17 protein-coding genes and 1 tRNA gene are annotated in these 17,493 nt (G+C 66.7%); 11 read left to right on the forward strand and 7 right to left on the reverse strand.

All coding sequences use genetic code 11. The features are described 5' to 3' along the window. Window positions 1–3 precede the first annotated feature (3 nt). The 4 genes from metH to BMX37_RS10535 all read right to left on the reverse strand — a co-directional run bounded on the left by metH (window position 4) and on the right by BMX37_RS10535 (window position 5,705). On the reverse strand, window positions 4–2,676 hold the full coding sequence (gene metH / locus BMX37_RS10520) for a methionine synthase (protein ID WP_093665716.1): 2,673 nt from the start codon (window positions 2,674–2,676) through the stop codon (window positions 4–6). Window positions 2,677–2,782: 106 nt separating this feature from the next. After that, window positions 2,783–3,829: a homocysteine S-methyltransferase family protein gene (locus BMX37_RS10525; RefSeq protein WP_093665717.1), complete on the reverse strand. Its 1,047-nt coding sequence runs from the start codon at window positions 3,827–3,829 to the stop codon at window positions 2,783–2,785. Continuing rightward, the gene (gene metF, locus BMX37_RS10530) at window positions 3,826–4,767 is read right to left on the reverse strand and encodes a methylenetetrahydrofolate reductase (RefSeq protein WP_093665718.1); all 942 of its coding nucleotides are present in this window, start codon (window positions 4,765–4,767) and stop codon (window positions 3,826–3,828) included. Before metF ends, BMX37_RS10525 begins: the two co-directional genes overlap by 4 nt. Next, on the reverse strand, window positions 4,764–5,705 hold the full coding sequence (locus tag BMX37_RS10535) for an ArsR/SmtB family transcription factor (RefSeq protein ID WP_093665719.1): 942 nt from the start codon (window positions 5,703–5,705) through the stop codon (window positions 4,764–4,766). The genes metF and BMX37_RS10535 overlap by 4 nt, the downstream gene beginning before the upstream one ends. A gap of 127 nt (window positions 5,706–5,832) precedes the next feature. Between BMX37_RS10535 and BMX37_RS10540 the strand changes: the two genes are divergently transcribed. From BMX37_RS10540 to BMX37_RS10570, 7 genes are all read left to right on the forward strand, one after another. Further along, complete coding sequence (locus BMX37_RS10540) at window positions 5,833–6,156, forward strand: hypothetical protein (protein ID WP_093665720.1); 324 nt, start codon at window positions 5,833–5,835, stop codon at window positions 6,154–6,156. A gap of 237 nt (window positions 6,157–6,393) precedes the next feature. Continuing rightward, on the forward strand, window positions 6,394–7,350 hold the full coding sequence (locus BMX37_RS10545; protein WP_093665721.1) for an aldo/keto reductase: 957 nt from the start codon (window positions 6,394–6,396) through the stop codon (window positions 7,348–7,350). 53 nt (window positions 7,351–7,403) lie between these two features. Next, on the forward strand, window positions 7,404–8,489 hold the full coding sequence (locus BMX37_RS10550; protein WP_093665722.1) for a CgeB family protein: 1,086 nt from the start codon (window positions 7,404–7,406) through the stop codon (window positions 8,487–8,489). Further along, window positions 8,459–9,217, forward strand: a complete 759-nt coding sequence (locus BMX37_RS10555) for a sugar phosphate nucleotidyltransferase (RefSeq protein WP_212611441.1) — start codon at window positions 8,459–8,461, stop codon at window positions 9,215–9,217. Before BMX37_RS10550 ends, BMX37_RS10555 begins: the two co-directional genes overlap by 31 nt. 2 nt (window positions 9,218–9,219) lie before the next feature. Further along, complete coding sequence (locus BMX37_RS10560; protein WP_093665724.1) at window positions 9,220–10,068, forward strand: GNAT family N-acetyltransferase; 849 nt, start codon at window positions 9,220–9,222, stop codon at window positions 10,066–10,068. A gap of 73 nt (window positions 10,069–10,141) precedes the next feature. Then, the gene (locus tag BMX37_RS10565) at window positions 10,142–11,101 is read left to right on the forward strand and encodes a cation diffusion facilitator family transporter (RefSeq protein WP_093665725.1); all 960 of its coding nucleotides are present in this window, start codon (window positions 10,142–10,144) and stop codon (window positions 11,099–11,101) included. Between the two features lie 50 nt (window positions 11,102–11,151). Beyond that, window positions 11,152–11,871 (forward strand): hypothetical protein, encoded by a 720-nt coding sequence (locus BMX37_RS10570; protein WP_244501533.1) that lies wholly within the window; start codon window positions 11,152–11,154, stop codon window positions 11,869–11,871. A 40-nt stretch (window positions 11,872–11,911) separates the two neighbouring features. On the opposite strand, the gene BMX37_RS10575 is transcribed toward BMX37_RS10570, so the two are convergent. Then, complete coding sequence (locus tag BMX37_RS10575; protein WP_093665985.1) at window positions 11,912–12,697, reverse strand: 3-hydroxybutyrate dehydrogenase; 786 nt, start codon at window positions 12,695–12,697, stop codon at window positions 11,912–11,914. Window positions 12,698–12,803: 106 nt separating this feature from the next. On the opposite strand from BMX37_RS10575, the gene ypfJ reads away from it, so the two are divergent. Next, complete coding sequence (gene ypfJ / locus BMX37_RS10580) at window positions 12,804–13,718, forward strand: KPN_02809 family neutral zinc metallopeptidase (RefSeq protein ID WP_093665726.1); 915 nt, start codon at window positions 12,804–12,806, stop codon at window positions 13,716–13,718. Window positions 13,719–13,978: 260 nt separating this feature from the next. On the opposite strand, the gene BMX37_RS10585 is transcribed toward ypfJ, so the two are convergent. After that, the gene (locus tag BMX37_RS10585; protein ID WP_093665727.1) at window positions 13,979–15,034 is read right to left on the reverse strand and encodes a DUF2171 domain-containing protein; all 1,056 of its coding nucleotides are present in this window, start codon (window positions 15,032–15,034) and stop codon (window positions 13,979–13,981) included. Window positions 15,035–15,264: 230 nt separating this feature from the next. On the opposite strand from BMX37_RS10585, the gene BMX37_RS10590 reads away from it, so the two are divergent. From BMX37_RS10590 to BMX37_RS10600, 3 genes are all read left to right on the forward strand, one after another. Beyond that, a tRNA-Ala gene (locus BMX37_RS10590) sits at window positions 15,265–15,340 on the forward strand. 65 nt (window positions 15,341–15,405) lie between these two features. Next, on the forward strand, window positions 15,406–16,167 hold the full coding sequence (locus BMX37_RS10595; RefSeq protein WP_093665728.1) for an NUDIX hydrolase: 762 nt from the start codon (window positions 15,406–15,408) through the stop codon (window positions 16,165–16,167). After that, a complete protein-coding gene (locus BMX37_RS10600; RefSeq protein ID WP_093665729.1) occupies window positions 16,167–16,895 on the forward strand; it encodes an extensin-like domain-containing protein in 729 nt (242 codons plus the stop codon). The genes BMX37_RS10595 and BMX37_RS10600 overlap by 1 nt, the downstream gene beginning before the upstream one ends. An 18-nt stretch (window positions 16,896–16,913) precedes the next feature. Here BMX37_RS10600 and BMX37_RS10605 read toward each other — a convergent pair whose 3' ends face one another. Beyond that, the gene (locus BMX37_RS10605) at window positions 16,914–17,468 is read right to left on the reverse strand and encodes a hypothetical protein (RefSeq protein WP_093665986.1); all 555 of its coding nucleotides are present in this window, start codon (window positions 17,466–17,468) and stop codon (window positions 16,914–16,916) included. Window positions 17,469–17,493 lie beyond the last annotated feature (25 nt).

Genomic DNA, 17,493 nt, shown 5'->3' on the forward strand with positions numbered 1-17,493 from the left:
GGATCAATCCAGATTGGGTCGCAGCCAGCGGGTTGCCTGCTCCATGTCGATGCCGCGCCGCTCGGCATAGTCGGCGACCTGATCCTGCCCGATCCGCGCCACCCCGAAATACTCGGCCTGTGCATGCCCGAAATAGAAGCCCGACACCGCCGCCGTAGGCAACATCGCAAAGCTGTCGGTCAGCGTCAGGCCGGTGTTCGCCTCCGCATCCAGCATCGCGAACAGCGTCCGCTTCAGGCTGTGTTCCGGGCAGGCCGGGTAACCGGGCGCGGGACGGATACCGCGATACTGTTCGCGGATCAGCGCCTCGTTGGTCAACTGCTCGCCCGCGGCATAGCCCCACAGGTCGGTGCGGACATGCGCGTGCAACCTTTCCGCGAACGCCTCCGCCAATCGATCGGCCAGCGCCTTCAGCAGGATGTCGTTGTAATCGTCGTGCGCTGCCTTGAACCGCTCCAGATGCGGCTCGATGCCATGGATGCCGACCGCGAAGCCGCCCATCCAGTCGCCGGCGGGATCGATGAAGTCGGACAGGCACATGTTCGCCCGCCCCTCACGCTTGGCGATCTGCTGCCGCAGGAAGGGCAGCCGCACGCTGACATCGTTGTCGCGGTTCAGGTCGGGGATGCTGAACCCGTCCGGCACGCTGGCGCCGTCGGGGCTGCGATGATCCTCACTATGCGCGACCTGCACCCAGATATCGTCGTCGCTGCGGTGACACGGCCACAGGCCGGCGACGCCGCGCGCGGTGAGCCACTTTTCGGCAACGATCCGGTCCAGCATGGCGCTCGCATCGGCGTAGAGTCCTCGCGCGCTGTCGCCCACCACCTTGTCGTCCAGGATGGCTGGATAGGTCCCGGCGAGTTCCCAGGCGCGGAAGAACGGCGTCCAGTCGATATACTCGACCAGATCGGCAAGATCCCAGGCGTCGAAGACATGGATGCCGGGCTTCGCCGCCGCCGGCGCCTTCAACGCCATGTCCGCCGCAAAGCCGCGTGCCCGGGCCTCCATCAAGGGCAGCAGGTTGTTCTGCCCCTTGCCCTCCCTCGCATCGCGGACCGCCTGGTAATCCGCGGCCACGCCCGACACGTACGCGTCACGCTGCGTGTCGCTGACCAGCGTGGTCGCCACGCCCACCGCGCGGCTGGCGTCCAGCACGTGCACCACTGGTCCGTCATAGGCTGGTGCGATGCGCAGCGCGGTGTGGACCTTGGATGTCGTCGCCCCGCCGATCAGCAGCGGCATCGACATGCCGGCGCGCTTCATCTCTTCGGCCACCGTCACCATCTCATCCAGGCTGGGCGTGATGAGGCCGGACAGGCCGATCATGTCGGCGTCGTTCTCGTTCGCCGCATCCAGGATCTTCGCCCATGGCACCATGACGCCCAGGTCGATCACCTCGAACCCGTTGCACTGGAGCACGACGCCGACGATGTTCTTGCCGATGTCGTGAACATCGCCCTTGACGGTCGCCATGACCACGCGACCCTTGCCCTTCTGGCCCGGCTCCTTGGCGGCTTCGATGAAGGGAAGCAGGTGGGCGACCGCCTTTTTCATCACGCGCGCCGACTTCACCACCTGCGGCAGGAACATCTTGCCCGATCCGAACAGGTCGCCGACCACGTTCATGCCGTCCATCAACGGCCCCTCGATCACCTCGATCGGGCGGGCGAAATGCTGGCGGCATTCCTCGGTGTCGTCGACGACATGCGCGTCGATGCCCTTCACCAGCGCATGCTCCAGCCGCTTGGTTACGGGCCAGCCGCGCCATTCCTGCGCCTGCTTCTCCGCCACAGCGTCGGTGCCGCGGAACCGTTCGGCCAGCGCGACCAGCCGGTCGCCCGCTTCGGGATCGCGGTTGAGGATGACGTCCTCGCACGCCTGGCGCAGTTCGGGGTCGATCTGGTCGTACACGTCGAGCTGGCCGGCATTGACGATGCCCATGTCCATGCCGGCGGGAATGGCGTGGTACAGGAAGATCGAGTGCATCGCCCGGCGTACCGGCTCGTTGCCGCGAAAGCTGAACGACAGGTTCGACAAGCCGCCAGAGATATGTGCGTGCGGACAGCGGCGGCGGATTTCCCTGGTCGCCTCGATGAAGTCGACGCCGTAGTTGTTGTGCTCCTCGATTCCCGTTGCCACCGCAAAGACGTTGGGGTCGAAGATAATGTCCTCGGGCGGGAAGCCGATGGTCATCAACAGGTCGTAGGCGCGCGCGCAGATCTCGACCTTGCGCGCCTGCGTGTCCGCCTGCCCGACCTCGTCGAACGCCATCACCACCACGGCCGCGCCATAGTTCATGCACTTGCGCGCATGGGCGAGGAACGGCTCTTCTCCCTCCTTCATGCTGATCGAGTTTACGATCGGCTTGCCCGAGACGCATTTCAGACCAGCCTCGATCACGCTCCATTTGGAGCTGTCGATCATGATCGGCACGCGCGCGATGTCCGGCTCCGCGGCGATCAGCTTCAGGAAGGTGGTCATGGCATGCTCGGCGTCGAGCAGCCCTTCGTCCATGTTGACGTCGACGACCTGGGCGCCGTTCTCCACCTGCTGGCGCGCGACCTCCACGGCCCGCGTATAGTCGCCCGCCATGATCATCTTCTTGAACGCCGCCGAGCCGGTGACGTTGGTGCGTTCGCCGATGTTGACGAACTGGGTGGAGGAAAGGGTCATGTCGTCTTTACGTCATCCCGGTGAGGTCCGGGATCGAGCGATCCGGCAACACCACTAAAGGCTCTGGATCCGGCCTGAACCGGGTTGAACGGGCGTATGGCAGCGATCATGCCGCCATGAAGAAGGGCTCCAAACCCGCCAGCCGCATCCGCACGGGCGGCGTCGGCACCTGACGCGGCGCCACACCGCGAACACCATCGGCGATCGCCTTGATGTGCGCCGGCGTCGACCCGCAACAGCCGCCCAGCACGTTGACCTGCCCAGCCTCGGCCCATTCGCCGACCAGGCCGGCGGTGGTCGCCGGCGCCTCGTCATACGCGCCCAGTTCGTTGGGCAGGCCCGCGTTCGGATACACCATGATCAGCGTGTCGCAGATCTCGCTCAGCGTTTTGACGTGCGGGCGCAGCTGTTCCGCCCCGAACGAACAGTTCAGGCCGATCGTCAGCGGGCGCGCATGACGCACCGCATGCCAGAACGCCTCCACCGTATGTCCCGAGAGGTTGCGCCCCGACAGGTCGGTCAGCGTCATCGACAGCATGATCGGCAGGTCGCGGCCCAGCGCCTCGCCCGCCTCGATCGCGGCCATGATCCCCGCCTTGGCATTCAGCGTGTCGAACACCGTCTCGATCAGGATGAAGTCTGCCCCGCCCTCGACCAGCGCATCGGTCTGTTCGCGGTACACGTCCTTCAGATAATCGAAGTCAACCTCGCGGAAACCGGGATCGTTCACGTCCGGCGACAGCGACAGCGTCTTGTTGGTCGGGCCGATCGCACCGGCGACGAACCGCGGGCGGCCATCGCGGGCGGTGAACTCGTCCGCGACGCGGCGCGCCATGGCGGCGCTTTCGACGTTGATCTCCCGTACCAGCGCTTCCGCGCCGTAATCTGCCTGGCTGATCCTGTTGGCGGAAAAGGTGTTGGTTTCCGCAATATCTGCGCCCGCCTCGAAATAGGCGCGGTGGATTGATTCCGGCACCTCGGGCTTGGTCAGCGCCAGGATGTCGTTGTTGCCCTTCTGGTCGTGGCCCAGGTTGAGCGATCCGGCATAATCCGCCTCGGACAATTTCCAGTTCTGGATCTCGGTGCCGAACGCACCGTCCGTAATCAGGATGCGCTTGGCCGCCTCCGCCAGGAAGCTGTCGCGCACGCTCATGCCGCCACCTCTTGCGCCTGCGCCTGCGCCCGCACGCCGAGCAGGTGGCAGATGGCATAGGCCAGCTCCGCGCGGTTGAGGGTGTAGAAGTGGAACGAGCGCACATCGCCCGCATACAGCTTGCGGCACAGTTCGGCCGCCAGCGTCGCCGCGATCAGCTGCCGTGCGCCGGGATGGTCGTCCAACCCCTCGAACAGGCGGGCCATCCAGGACGGAACCGCCGTGCCGCACATCGCCGCCATGCGCGTGACGCTGGCGAAGTTGGTGACCGGCATGATCCCCGGCACGATCTCCGCCTGGATACCGGCGGCCGCCACGGCATCGCGGTACCGGAAGAAGGTTTCGGGTTCGAAGAAGAACTGGGTGATGGCCCGGTTCGCGCCCGCATCGATCTTGCGCCGCAGATTGTCCAGGTCAGCGGTGGCATCGGCAGAATCCGGGTGACATTCCGGATAGGCGGCAACCGACACCTCGAACGGATGCAACCGCTTCAACCCGGCAACAAGTGCCGCCGCGTTGTCGTACCCGCCCGGATGGGCGGCATAGCGCGCACCCTGCGCCGGTGCGTCGCCACGCAGGGCGACGATGTGCCGCACGCCGGCGGCCCAATATTCCTGCGCGACCGCGTCGATCTCCTCCCGCGTCGCCTCGACACAGGTCAGGTGCGCGGCGGCGGCCAGCCCGGTTTCTCGCTGGATGCGCGCAACCGTCGCATGCGTCCGCTCCCGCGTCGAACCGCCAGCGCCGTAGGTCACCGACACGAAGCGCGGCCCGAGCGGCTCCAACGACCGGATGGAGGACCATAGCTGTTCCTCCATCTTCTCGGTCTTGGGCGGGAAGAATTCGAAGCTGACCTGCATGTCGCCGGCGATGTCGGCGTAGAGCGGCCCGTCCAGCGCGACCCGCGCCTCTTCAAGCTGCGAAACAGAGATCGTCATGCCGCTTCTCCCACAGCGCGCAACCGCACGCCGCTCTTGCGCCCCAGCCACAGTTTCACCGTCAACTCGCCACCCTTCAGTGTATCGCTCGCCGCCAGCGTCAGGCCGGCCGCCGCGAACCAGGCCGCGACCTGCTCGTCAGCGAAGCCCAACCGGACATGCGCGTCCTTGACCCGCAGGTCCTCGCGATCATGCGGCGCGAAATCGGCGATCAGCAGGCGCCCGCCCCGTCCCAGAACCCGCGCCGCCTCCATGATCGCGGCGGCAGGTGCCTCCGCGAAGTGCAGCACGTGATGGAGGATGGCCAGATCGGCCGCCCCATCTGCCAGCGGCAGCGCATAGAGATCGGCCTGCCGCAGCTCCGCCCGACCGCCCAGCTTTGCGCGAGCCAGCCGCAGCATCTCCGACGACCGGTCGATGCCCAGCGCCTGCGTCGCCCGTTCACCGAACAACTCCAGCATGCGGCCGGTGCCCGTGCCGATGTCGATCAACGTGCCGATCGACTGGTCACCGACCATCGCGGCCATCGCCGCCTCCACCTCGCTGTCGGCGACATGCAGAGAGCGGATCGCGTCCCATTCCTCGGCACGCGCCTCGAACCACGCGGCCGCGTTCGCATCCCGGTCGGCACGCACCGCCGCCAGCCGGGCTGCGTCGGCGATCGTCCAATGGTCGCCGCCCCACGCATCCAGGCCCGCCGCGACAGGGCCGACGACCTCGGGCCGGCCGAGCGCCACGAAGACCCAGCTGCCCTCCTTGCGGCGTTCCACCAACCCGGCATCGGCCAGGATCTTCACATGCCGACTGACCCTGGGCTGACTCTGTCCCAGCACCTGCGCCAGTTCACCGACCGACAGCTCCATCGACCGGATCAACGCCAGAATACGCAACCGCGTCGCGTCGCCAAGCGCACGGAAGATGTCGAGAGCCGAACTCATCCCGCATCATATAAAGATATCTTTATATCCGGTCAACGCGGTCAAGGCATGAACCGATCGCTTACGGCTGCGTTTGGGTGCCGATTGCCGTATCGTTACGGCAGCGTGATTGCCGGGAGTTGATATCATGAAGACGTTGATCGCATCCGTTCTCGCCGCCACCGCAATGGTCGGCCTGTCCGCCTGCAGCCAGCAGACGCAGGATCAGACCGCCGCCGCCGCCGACAATGCCGCTGCCGACACGGCAGCGACGACCCGCAACGCGACTGACGATGTCTCGGCCGCGACCGATGAAGCGCTGGGTTCGGCCGAGCGTTCGCTGGACAATGCGGGCAACTCCCTCTCCGCGGGTGCGGACCGCTCCGGTGACGCGATCGGCAACGCCGCCGACCGCGCGGCCGATGCCACGGGCAACGCGCTGGTTCGCGCGGGCAACGCGATCCGACATTGATCGAGGGGGTGTCTGGATCGGTCACTCAGACATGACGCCGTCCAGGCGCCCGTCGCACGCGCTTCGCGGCGCGCTTGCGATCATGGCATCGGCCTATGTGGCGGCATGCAGCCCGTCGGCCGGTACCCAGGCCGGCGCCACGCCCGACGAACAGCGACAGTTGAACGACGCGGCTGAGCAACTCGATGGCCAGTCCGCCGGCAGCGCCGTGTCTCACAGTAACGAAGGTGCTACCTCATGACCGTCACCACGCGCCGCCTTGGCGCCACCGACCTGAAGATCGCGCCGCTGGCACTGGGCGGCAACGTGTTCGGCTGGACGGCGGACAAGACGGCTAGCTTTGGGGTACTGGACGCCTTTGTCGAGGGCGGCGGCGTCCTGATCGACACCGCCGACGTGTATTCCGCCTGGGTCGACGGTCACGAGGGCGGCGAGTCCGAATCGATGATCGGGGAGTGGCTGCGCACATCCGGAAAGCGCGATCAGGTCCTGATCGCTACGAAGGTCGGCATGCTGGCCGGCAAAGGTGGCGAGAAGCTTGCTCCCGCCCGTATTGCCGCCGCCGCAGAGGCTTCGCTGCGCCGGCTGGGCACCGACCGCATCGACCTGTATTATGCGCATCAGGACGATGACGCCGTCGGCCAAGAGGACGTGCTAGCCGCCTTCGGCAAGCTGATCGATGCCGGCAAGGTCCGCGTGATCGGCGCGTCCAACTTCCACGCAGCGCGCCTGAAGTCCGCTGTCGATCTCGCAAAGGCCAATACCACCCTGCCCCGTTACGACGCGCTGCAACCGGAGTACAATCTGGTCAGCCGGAGCAGGTTCGAGGGCGAGTTGCAGGATTACTGCGTTCAGGAGAACATCGCGGTGCTGCCTTATTATGGGCTGGCGTCCGGGTTCCTGACCGGCAAGTACCGCTCGGCCGACGACTTCGGCAAAAGCGTGCGCGGCGGCAGGATGCAACCGTTTCTGGACGGCAGTGGCCCGGCCGTGCTGTCGGCCATGGACGACGTGGCCGCGGAAACCGGCGCGACCCTGCCCCAGATCGCGCTGGCCTGGCTGATGGCACAGGACGGCGTCGCGGCCCCCATCGCCAGCGCGACGTCGGTCGACCAGTTGCGCGACCTGTTGCCCGCAATGACGCTGGAATTGTCGCAGGATCAGCTCGACCGACTGACGCAGGCCGGTGCGTGAGCGTCGACGCTCGTCGCGGTTCGTTCTCGCCGCCGCCTCGACATAGGACATCGATGAAGCTCGCGATCTTCGGACTGACGGTCAGCTCGTCCTGGGGAAACGGCCACGCGACGCTATGGCGCGGCCTGATCCGCGCCTTGGCCGCTCAGGGCCATGAGGTGGTGTTCGTCGAACGGGACCTGCCCTGGTACGCGGAGCATCGCGACCTGACGGAACTGCCCGGCGCCCGCCTGCTGCTCCATTCCGATTGGCAGGACGTTCTCGACCAGCGCCGCGACATCCTCGACGCCGATGCGGTGATGGTCACATCCTATTGCCCCGATGCGCGCGCGGCGACCCGGCTGATCGAGGACGAGGCGCAGGGTGTGCGGCTGTTCTACGACCTCGACACGCCCGTCACGCTCGCCGCGATGGATGGAGGAGAAATCGCCTATTATCCCGCGGAAGGCCTCGGCGGGTTCGACCTGGTGCTCAGCTACACCGGCGGGCCCGCACTCGAGGCGCTGCGTCAGTGCGCGGGCGCGAAGCGGGTCGCGCCCCTGTACGGCCATGTCGATCCGACAGCGCACAGGCCTGTCGCGCCGATGGACATGTTCCGTGGCGACCTGTCCTATCTCGGCACCTACGCCGCGGATCGCCAGCCCGTCCTTGACGAGCTGTTCCTGCAACCGGCAGCGGGTGCGCCTGATCGCCGTTTCGTTCTGGGCGGGTCCAGCTATCCCGTGGACTTCGGTTGGCGGCCCAACATATTCTTCATGAACCACGTTGCGCCGCCGCATCACCCGGCATTCTTCTGCTCGTCGCGGCTGACGCTGAACGTCACGCGCCGCGACATGGCGGCGATGGGGTGGTGCCCGTCGGGCCGGCTGTTCGAGGCGGCGGCGTGCGGCGTCCCGATCGTGTCCGATAGCTGGGACGGCCTCGACCATTTCTTCGCGCCTGATGAGGAGATCATCCTGGCGAACCGTGCCGAGGACGTGTTGGCCGCTCTCTCCCTCGCGGACACCGAACTGAGCCGCATCGCTCGTCGCGCTCGTGATCGTGTGCTGGCCGAACACAGCTCAGCCGTGCGTGCGCAGGAACTCGTCTCGCTGATCGAGCAGGCACGGTGCACGAGCCATGTGGTCGCCGCCGCCTGATGTGGGGCATCATCCCGGCGGCCGGCAACGGCACCCGCATCCAGCCGCTCGCCTTTTCCAAGGAGCTGTTGCCCGTCGGCAGCCGCATCGACGAGGACGGCTGCGAGCGGCCGAAGGCAGTCAGCGAGTATCTGGTGGAGCGCATGATCGCCGGCGGCGCCACGCGCATCTGCTTCGTCATCAGCCCGACCAAGTCGGACATCATGCGCTATTACGGCGGCGGTGTGCCCGGTGCGAGCACGGCCTTTGTCGTGCAACCGGCGGCCGGCGGGTTGTGCGACGCGATCTTCCGTGCGGCACCCCTGATCGGTCCCGACGAGCAGGTTTTGGTCGGCCTGCCGGACACAATCTGGTTCCCCGGCGACGCGCTCGCCGCCCTGCCTGACGACCGGCTCTCCTTTCTTCTGTTCCCGGTCGACAAGCCGGACTTGTTCGACGCCGTCGTGCTGGACGCGGACGGACGGGTGGAGGAGATCGAGGTCAAGCGGCCGAACCCGCGCTCACACTGGATCTGGGGGGCGTTCAAGATGCCCGGTCGCGTCCTGCACGACCTGCACGCGCTATGGCTGCGACCCGAGCGCGGCGACGAATATATCGGCACGCTGGTCAACGCCTGGCTGGCCGAGGGCAATGTCGCTCATGGTGTCTGCGCCGGCACCAGCTATGTCGATGTCGGCACGCTGGGCGGCTATCGGTCGGCGATCGGCCTGCTGGCGGACGGCGACTGACGATGGGGGCGCCCTCCGACGATGAGCTTCGCGAGAGTGCGCGCCATCGCGGGTTGAAGCTGGTTAAATCCAGGCGCCGCAAGCCGGGTGGCGATTTCGGCCTGTTCGGCCTTGTCGCGCCCGACGGCACGCCGCGGCTGGGCATGTCCGACGCGGGGCTGACCGCGACCGCGGAGGACGTCGCCCGCTTCCTACGCAAGGGCGATGCCGCGACATGGGCAAGTTCGGTTGAGGCGACGCCGGAGCGCGCGCCTGACCTCAAGCCCGTTTCCGCCGAGACCGAAACGCCGGATCGTAAGCCGCCGGCTGGGACATCGCCGCGTCAGAAGCGTGCCGCGAAAGCCCAGACCGCCGCCGCCAAACCAGCCAAGCCGCCCGCGACGTCGCTATTTAACGCTGCTCCCCCCGCGAAACCGGCGCCTCGGCACGATCCCGATATACGGCCCGCAATCCGCCGCGATGCCGAGCAACTGAGCGCCCTGATCCCCGATGCCGACGTCGCAATTCTGGCCGAGCGGATCGCCGCCGCGAGCGCGTCGGCAGAACCTGTGCTGGTCGCCGCCGCCGAAGACGGCACAGTGCTTGGCTGCCTCGCCTGGCATGTACTGCCCACGCTGCAACATGGACCGGTCGCGCGTCTGACGCTGTTGGTGGTCCATCCGCAGCATCGTCGGAAAGGCATCGGCCGCTTGCTGCTGAGCCGCTGGGCAACGGACGCAGCGTCACGCGGCGTGACCATGCTGGAGGCGGCCAGCGACATCGCGCTGGGCAACGCGCATGGCTTTTTCCGCCGCCTCGGGTTCACCCAGGCCAGCTACCGCTTCACGCGAGAGGACGGGCAGGACGACTAAGCCAGCGCGCAGCATCGCCGCCGAACGACCCGTTAGGCATTCCCCTACGCCCCCCGCCATGCAAAGACGGCCCATGGCCAACACCCTGACCGCGCGCATCCGCGAGAACATCGTCTTGTACGGCGCGCTCGCCGCCAATCTCGGCATCGGTGTCGCCAAGTTCATTGCGGCCGGCATCTCGGGATCGTCGTCGATGCTGACGGAGGGGATCCACTCCTGCGTCGACAGTGGCAATCAGGTCCTGCTGCTTTATGGTCAGGCCCGCGCCAAGCGTCCTGCCGATGCGGCGCATCCCTTCGGCTACGGACGCGAGCTGTATTTCTGGGCCTTCGTCGTTGCCATCCTGATCTTCGCGATCGGCGCGGGCGTGTCGATCTACGAAGGTGTCGTGCACATCCAGGAACCGGAACCGCTGCGCAGCCCGGTCATCAACTACATCGTGCTGGCGATCTCGGTCGCGCTTGAGGGGTCGAGCTGGTTCATCGCGGTGCGCGAGTTCCGCCGGGTCAAGGGTGACACCGGCTGGTGGAAAGCGATCCGCCGGTCGAAGGACCCGGCCGGCTTCATCGTGCTGTTCGAGGACTCCGCCGCGCTGGTCGGCCTGTTCATCGCCGCGATCGGGGTGTGGGCGAGCCACCAGTGGAACGACCCCCGCATCGACGGCTATGCCTCGATCGCGATCGGTGTCGTGCTGGCGGCCGTCGCGGTGCTGCTGGCCCGCGAGTCCAAGGGGCTGCTGATCGGCGAGCGCGCCGATCCGCGCATCGTGGAACAGGTCCGCGCCACTGTCGCCGCTCAGGCCCGGATCACGGCGGTCAATCACGTCCGCACGATCCACACCGCGCCCGACCGCATCTTCGTCGCGATCAGTGCGGATTTCGACGACGACCTGACCATGGGCGAAGGCGAAACACTGATCGAGGGGATCGAGAAGGAGCTGAAGACGGCGATCCCGCAGATCAGCTCCATCTACATCCGGCCTGAAAAACAGGAGGATGCGACCCTCACTTTCTCGGACGGCCAGCACGCCTGACGCACAATCGCGCGCTTCGCACTGGTGAAATACCATTGTATATTGGGGCGATGAGCAGGCTGCTTCGCCTTGTCCTTGCAATGCTTCTCTGGATCGGCGTGGCCCTTCCGGCGCAAGCCGCGGTGACCATCACCTTCTGGAGCCACGAGCTGGGCAACAGCTTCCCGCACGCCTTTTTCACGTTGCGCGGAACGCCCGATGCCGGAGGGCCGCCGGTCGACGTCAATTACGGCTTCACGGCAAAATCGGTCAGCCCGGCGCTGCTGATAGGAACCGTGCCGGGTCGGCTCGACATCTCAACCCCCGGCTATATGCGGGGCAGCGACGCGCAATTCTCCGTGGTGCTGACCGACCAGCAATATACCGACATCCTGACCCTGATCGCCGACTGGGACGACAAGACCGGCGACGGCCATTACAATCTGGGCAATCGCAACTGCATCCACTTCGTCAAGGAGGCCGCCCGCATCGCCGGGCTGGATGGGCTGGATCAGCCGCGCCTGATGCGCAAGCCACGATCCTACCTAAAGGCTGTGGAGGCGGCGAACACGGGCCGCGTGACCCCGGTCAATCTGCATGGCAGCGTGTATCTGGTCCAGCTTCCGCCGTTGCCGACGACGCAGCCCTCCGCCTCAATTGTCAGGACGGCAGAGGCTCAGTCCGCGACGACCAGCAACCCATCAGCTTCGCAGGCCATCGCCACCACGCCTCCGCCGGCGGCGCAGGCAGGCACCGCGCTCGCGGCGCCTGCGGGAGTCATAACTCCCTAGCCCTAACACTAGGCCGATGCCCCAGCGGACGTTGTTTGTATCACGCCGCCGTCCATCCCCCATCGACGCTCAGGTTCGCGCCCGTGATCGATCCCGCCTCATCCTGGCACAGGAACAGCGCCAGCGCCGCGACCTCCTCAGGAGTGACGAAGCGCTTGGTCGGCTGCGCGGCCAGCAGCACGTCGTCCATGACCTGATCGCGCGTCATTCCGCGCGCGGCCATCGTGTCCGGGATCTGCGCCTCAACCAGCGGCGTCCAGACATAGCCGGGGGAGATCATGTTGACCGTGATGCCGTCCCGCGCGACCTCCAACGCCACCGTCTTGGTCAGGCCGGCGAGCCCGTGCTTGGCGGCGACATAGGCGGACTTGTTGGGACTGGCGACCAGCGAATGCGCCGACCCGGTGGAGATGATGCGCCCCCATCCTGTTCCGCGCATGTGCGGGACGGCTGCGCGCATGACGTGAAAGGCGGACGACAGGTTGATCGCCAGGATGGCGTCCCAGCGATCGGTGGGAAAGCGGTCCACCGGCGCGACATGCTGGATGCCGGCGTTGTTGACCACGATGTCGCAACTTCCCGTTTCCGCCACCGCGCGCTCGACCATGGCGGCGATCTGGTCGGGGTCCGTCATGTCGGCCGGATCGTAGAGCGCGACGCCCCCACTTGCGGCGGCCAGCTCCACCCGGATCGTCTCGATCGCGTCCGCGTCGCCGAAGCCGTTCAGCACCACCGACGCGCCGGCCCCCGCCAAGACGCGGGCGCATGCCAACCCGATGCCCGATGTCGAACCCGTGACGATCGCGGTACGTCCGTTCAGATGCATGGCGCTCTCCTTCGGCCCCGCCATGCGCGCGCGTCATGCGGCTTGCAACCGGGTGGCAGTTGCGGGCATTCCACACCCCATATCCTTTCTCCGGAGTGCCCTTTCCATGCGGCTCGACGATTTCGACCCCAACATCAACGTCGGCGAACAAAGCAACCGGGGCGGCGGCTTCGGTGGCGGTGGCGGCGGCAACCTCATCTTCGGGCTCCTGCCGCTCATCGGTAGCCGCTTCGGATGTGGCGGCGTTGTGGTCGTGCTGTTGCTGCTGGCTGTGTTCGGCGGCCTCGGCAATCTGGGTGGCATGCTCGGCGGTGGTGGCGGCAGCGGCGTTCCCGCGACCCGGTCCGCGCCGACGGAGGGCGGTTCGGACGCGCGCACGATCTGCCTGCGCAATCCCGATCGCAAGGCGGCGTGCAACGCCTTCAGCTCCGCGCAACAGACATGGGCGGCGATCTTCCAGAAGTCCGGGCAACGCTTCCAGGCGCCCTCGCTCCAGTTCTTCGACAGCAACGGCACGTCTGGCTGCGGTGCGGCGCAGGCCGCGATGGGTCCATTCTACTGCCCGACCGATCGCGGCATCTACCTCGACACCAGCTTCTTCAACGAACTGGCGAACCGCTTCGGCGCATCGGGCGACTTCGCGCAGGATTATGTGATCGCGCATGAGTTCGGCCACCATATCCAGAACCTGCTCGGCACCTCCGATCAGGTGCACAACATCCAGCGTTCTTCTGGCGAGCGGGAGGGCAATGCCGCATCAGTCCGGCTCGAGTTGCAGGCGGATTGCTATGCCGGCGTGTGGGCGGCGCAGAACCGCGACCGCCTCGATCCGGGCGACATCCAAGAGGGGATGACCGCGGCACAGGCGATCGGCGACGACACGCTTCAGCAGAGATCGGGTGGACGCGTGGTGCCGGACAGCTTCACGCACGGCACATCGGCACAGCGCATGCACTGGCTGAAGGTCGGCCTGGACAGCGGCGACCCTGCCCGGTGCGACACGTTCAACGGCGCGATCTGAGCGAAAGGCGGGGCGGTTAGCCCCGCCACCGCCTGCCCGCATGATCGGGTTCGTGCGACTCTAGGCACCCATCGTCCCTCGCAGGAGCAATGCTCTCCTGGTGCGACCCATTCTGCGGCAGTTCAGAGCGCCGGGCACCTCAAGGCAACGAACGTGGCGCAAGTGGTTTGCGCGAAGGCTCGCCACCAACCTGTTGAGGCACGCAAAAGGCCCGGGCATTGCTGCCCGGGCCTTTCGTTATCCTGGAAAGCTGGACCGGCTCAGTAGGTGCCGGAGAAGCTCTTGTTCAGGTTCGTACCGGCGGTCGGCCGATCACCAGTGGTCTGGTCTGACCGCGTGCGATCGTTGCTGTCGCTGCCGAACGGCTGCTGCCGCTCTTCGTCGCGCCAATGGTTCTTGGCCTCCTGCGCCGTCTTGCTCAGCGTCACCTTGGTGTCGACCGTCTGGATCCAGCGCGAAGGAATCGAGTGATGGTGGCCACCCGCGTCCGCGTCGCTCTTGGTCAGCACGATGCGATCACCGCGAACTTTGTCGACGGTACCGACATGCTCGCCATCGGAACCGACGACGTCCATATGCTCCTCGACCTTGCCGAGCGAGTCGCGCTGGCCCTGGCGCGCGGTGCGCCACGTCGCGAACTCGCTGTTGAACCGGTCGCGATTCTCATTGCGATATTCGTGATAGTCTCGGTCCAGCGCGTCGATCTGGCCACGCCGCCAAGTCTGGTAATGGCGGTCGGACGAATGCTCGTCGCGGCCGTACTGGCGCTCGTCCTGCGCTTCATCGAACTGACGCCGGCGCTCAGCCTCCTCGTCACCAAACCAGGAGCGGACCTCGTCGCCGGCGCGGGCAAAGAAGCCACGCTCTTCATAGTCGTAGCCCTGCGGCTGACGGCCGTAGCCACGATCCCGTGAGCCATAGTCCCGACCGCGACGGCTATCGTCGTCCTGATCGCGGTAGCGTCCCACGTCCTCGAACCGGCGACCGTCATGCGCGTAGCTGCCATGATATTGCGAGTTTCCGGAACGATCCATGTTTGCACCGTAGCCGGTCGGGCGACCATAGCCACGATCGCGATTTGCACCCTGATCATAGCCGCCGCGATACTGGTCGCGTCCACCGCCGAAGCTGCGGTCACGCTGCTCGTAACGATCGTTGCCATATTCACGCGAGCCCCAGTCGCGGTGCGCGTCATCACCCAGCCTGTCGGCGGCCTGGTATTCGCGTGCGCTGGAATAGCTGTAGTCGCGACCCGAGCCGAAGTTGCGGCCGTAATCGCCGGCCTTGCTGGTTCGGGAATAGCGTTCGTCGCCCATCATGTCCTCCTGGTAGACGTTCCTGCGAGGGCCCGGCCCGTCGATCGCGCACCGGTGACCTGTGTTATGAAGGCACGAGGGCGATCTTGGTTCCTGTGCCCCGGGCTCCCGCTGAAACGGTTCGTCGCATGAACCCAGTTCGCCCACGCGCTTCATCGCAAACGGGCTGTTGCAAGCGGCCCGATCACCGGCTAGAGGCGGCGCTCCCGGCACAGGCCGGATCCGGGCGCGGGGCCGTAGCTCAGATGGGAGAGCGCTGCAATCGCACTGCAGAGGTCAGGGGTTCGATTCCCCTCGGCTCCACCACGCCCGAGAAGGTTCAGGTCATCCGGCAAGAGTGATCCGACCGGACCCTCTCGCACTTTGATGTCATGACCGACCAGCCAATCGCGATTCCCGCCGCGACCCTCGTGATCTTTCGCGAGCGGGACGGCAGGCGCCCCGAACTGCTGATGCTGGAGCGGTCGACCGCGATGCGTTTCGCGGCAGGCGCGACGGTGTTTCCCGGCGGCCGCATCGACGCCGCCGACCATCTATTCGCGCAGAACATCGGCTGCACCGATGCTGAAGAGGGGGCGGCACGCATCGCCGCGCTTCGGGAAACGCTGGAGGAAACCGGCGTCCCGATCGGCCTCTCGCCGGTGCCGGACCTGCTCACCACGGCGCTTCTGCGGCAGCGCATGCTTGCCGGGACACCGTACGAGCAGGTTCTCGATGACGCCGGTCTCTCGATCGACCTGACCGGCCTTACACCTTTAGCGCGCTGGCGCCCGAACCTGCCGAGCGGCCGCGTCTTCGACACCCGCTTCTACCTCGCAGTACATCCTGATGGTGCGCCTGAGGGGCGGGTCGACGGCACGGAGAACACCCGCCTGTTCTGGGCCAACGCAGCCGACGTGCTGGCCCAGGCCGACGCCGGCGCCGCCCGCCTGCTCTTTCCCACGCGCCGCAATCTGGAACGGCTCGCGCTGTTCGCGGATCATGCGGCGGCGGTCCGTGACGCCGGGCGCCATCCGGTCCGCACCATCAAACCCTTTGTCAGAAAGATGGGCGGCGAGGACATGCTCTGCATCCCGGAAGGGATCGGCTATCCGATTACGACGGAGCCGCTACGCTCGGTGGTGCGCGGCTGATGCGGGCGTTGCGACGCGCCGGCGCGTTCCTCGTCACGATCATGCTGGCGGCGGTCGCCGGCCTGACGCTGTTCGCGCTGCTGCGTGGTCACGCGGAGGATCTGCCATGGACCCCGGTCGACCTTTCCGCGCCGGTCGGAATGTTCACCGGCCGAAAGCTCACCGGGTTGAAACAGGACCTGCCTGCCTGCCGCGCCGCCATAGATGCGGCGGGCGTTCGCTACCGCCTGTTGCCGCCTCTACGCGCTGGCCAATGCGGCTATGACGATGCGGTACGACTACCGCCGGGCGGATCGCGCAGCATGGCGCTGTCACCGAGCGGGCCGGGCATGTCGTGCGCCGTCGCCGCTGCGCTGTCGGTATGGGAGTGGGAGGTGGTGCAGCCCGCGGCACAACGCTATTTCGGCCAGCCGGTCACGTCGCTGGAGCATTTCGGCACGTATAACTGCCGACGAATCTATGGTCGCGACAATGGCTCATGGAGCGAACATGCCACCGCCAACGCGCTCGACGTGGCTGGATTCCGGCTGGCGAACGGCCGCCGGATCAGTGTCGTGCACGACTGGCGCGGGACCGGCAAGGACGCCGAGTTCCTGCGCACGGTACGTGATGGCGCATGCCGGCTTTTCGCGACGGTGCTGTCCCCCGACTACAACGCCGCTCATCGCGATCACCTGCACCTGGATCAGGCGTCACGCGGGGCGATGGGCTGGCGCGCCTGTCGCTAGCGCCGGCCCATCGGCCTGTCAGTTGGGCAGTGCCGCCCCCGTATCCACCTTCTCGACCCAGCGCGGGAAGAAGGCCGGCTGACGGTTCGACCATCCGGCCGCTGTGGCCGCGCCCTCGCTAATCGACTGGAGCAGGTCGCGCCGCAGGTCGGGATGAAGGTGCGGCAAAGCAGCGGCGGCGCAGAATGCGGCGGGAAGCCACGGCCGCACCTGTGCTCCGATCAAGCGCTCATAAAGGAAGCGAACGGCCGAAAAGCTGGACAGCCGCCCCTGCCCCAGATCGAACGCGACCAGCGTGATCAGCGGCGCCAGGAACGGCTCCACCGCCGCCAGTCCGCTGTCCTCCGGCACATGGTCGCGCAGCTCGGGCAGGATGCGGTACAGGCGCGCCTGTGCCCGGATGCTCGCGGCTTCGACTACGTCGCGCGACCAAAGCTGCATGGCGTCGTCACGATCAAGGCCGATGTCCAGAGAGCGGCGAACGTAACGCTGCGTCGCCGCGGGGAAGCTCGCGAACTCCTTGATCTCCGCCAGGGTCATGACCCCCTCTGCCGGCCTGCTCCTGGAACCCATCGCGGTGACCCCCATCTCGTTGATC

It is taken from the genome of Sphingomonas gellani (assembly GCF_900110035.1).
GTDB classification, from domain to species: domain Bacteria; phylum Pseudomonadota; class Alphaproteobacteria; order Sphingomonadales; family Sphingomonadaceae; genus Sphingomonas; species Sphingomonas gellani.

What these genes read in the sequence shown, in the direction of transcription:
- BMX37_RS10600 (WP_093665729.1), top strand. Translation starts at nt 16,167, where the DNA reads ATGCGGGCGTTGCGACGCGCCGGCGCGTTCCTCGTCACGATCATGCTG.
- BMX37_RS10605 (WP_093665986.1), bottom strand. Translation starts at nt 17,468, where the DNA reads ATGGGTTCCAGGAGCAGGCCGGCAGAGGGGGTCATGACCCTGGCGGAG.
- BMX37_RS10545 (WP_093665721.1), top strand. Translation starts at nt 6,394, where the DNA reads ATGACCGTCACCACGCGCCGCCTTGGCGCCACCGACCTGAAGATCGCG.
- BMX37_RS10525 (WP_093665717.1), bottom strand. Translation starts at nt 3,829, where the DNA reads ATGAGCGTGCGCGACAGCTTCCTGGCGGAGGCGGCCAAGCGCATCCTG.
- metH (WP_093665716.1), bottom strand. Translation starts at nt 2,676, where the DNA reads ATGACCCTTTCCTCCACCCAGTTCGTCAACATCGGCGAACGCACCAAC.
- BMX37_RS10570 (WP_244501533.1), top strand. Translation starts at nt 11,152, where the DNA reads ATGAGCAGGCTGCTTCGCCTTGTCCTTGCAATGCTTCTCTGGATCGGC.
- BMX37_RS10575 (WP_093665985.1), bottom strand. Translation starts at nt 12,697, where the DNA reads ATGCATCTGAACGGACGTACCGCGATCGTCACGGGTTCGACATCGGGC.
- ypfJ (WP_093665726.1), top strand. Translation starts at nt 12,804, where the DNA reads ATGCGGCTCGACGATTTCGACCCCAACATCAACGTCGGCGAACAAAGC.
- BMX37_RS10550 (WP_093665722.1), top strand. Translation starts at nt 7,404, where the DNA reads ATGAAGCTCGCGATCTTCGGACTGACGGTCAGCTCGTCCTGGGGAAAC.
- BMX37_RS10560 (WP_093665724.1), top strand. Translation starts at nt 9,220, where the DNA reads ATGGGGGCGCCCTCCGACGATGAGCTTCGCGAGAGTGCGCGCCATCGC.
- metF (WP_093665718.1), bottom strand. Translation starts at nt 4,767, where the DNA reads ATGACGATCTCTGTTTCGCAGCTTGAAGAGGCGCGGGTCGCGCTGGAC.
- BMX37_RS10535 (WP_093665719.1), bottom strand. Translation starts at nt 5,705, where the DNA reads ATGAGTTCGGCTCTCGACATCTTCCGTGCGCTTGGCGACGCGACGCGG.
- BMX37_RS10595 (WP_093665728.1), top strand. Translation starts at nt 15,406, where the DNA reads ATGACCGACCAGCCAATCGCGATTCCCGCCGCGACCCTCGTGATCTTT.
- BMX37_RS10565 (WP_093665725.1), top strand. Translation starts at nt 10,142, where the DNA reads ATGGCCAACACCCTGACCGCGCGCATCCGCGAGAACATCGTCTTGTAC.
- BMX37_RS10585 (WP_093665727.1), bottom strand. Translation starts at nt 15,034, where the DNA reads ATGGGCGACGAACGCTATTCCCGAACCAGCAAGGCCGGCGATTACGGC.
- BMX37_RS10540 (WP_093665720.1), top strand. Translation starts at nt 5,833, where the DNA reads ATGAAGACGTTGATCGCATCCGTTCTCGCCGCCACCGCAATGGTCGGC.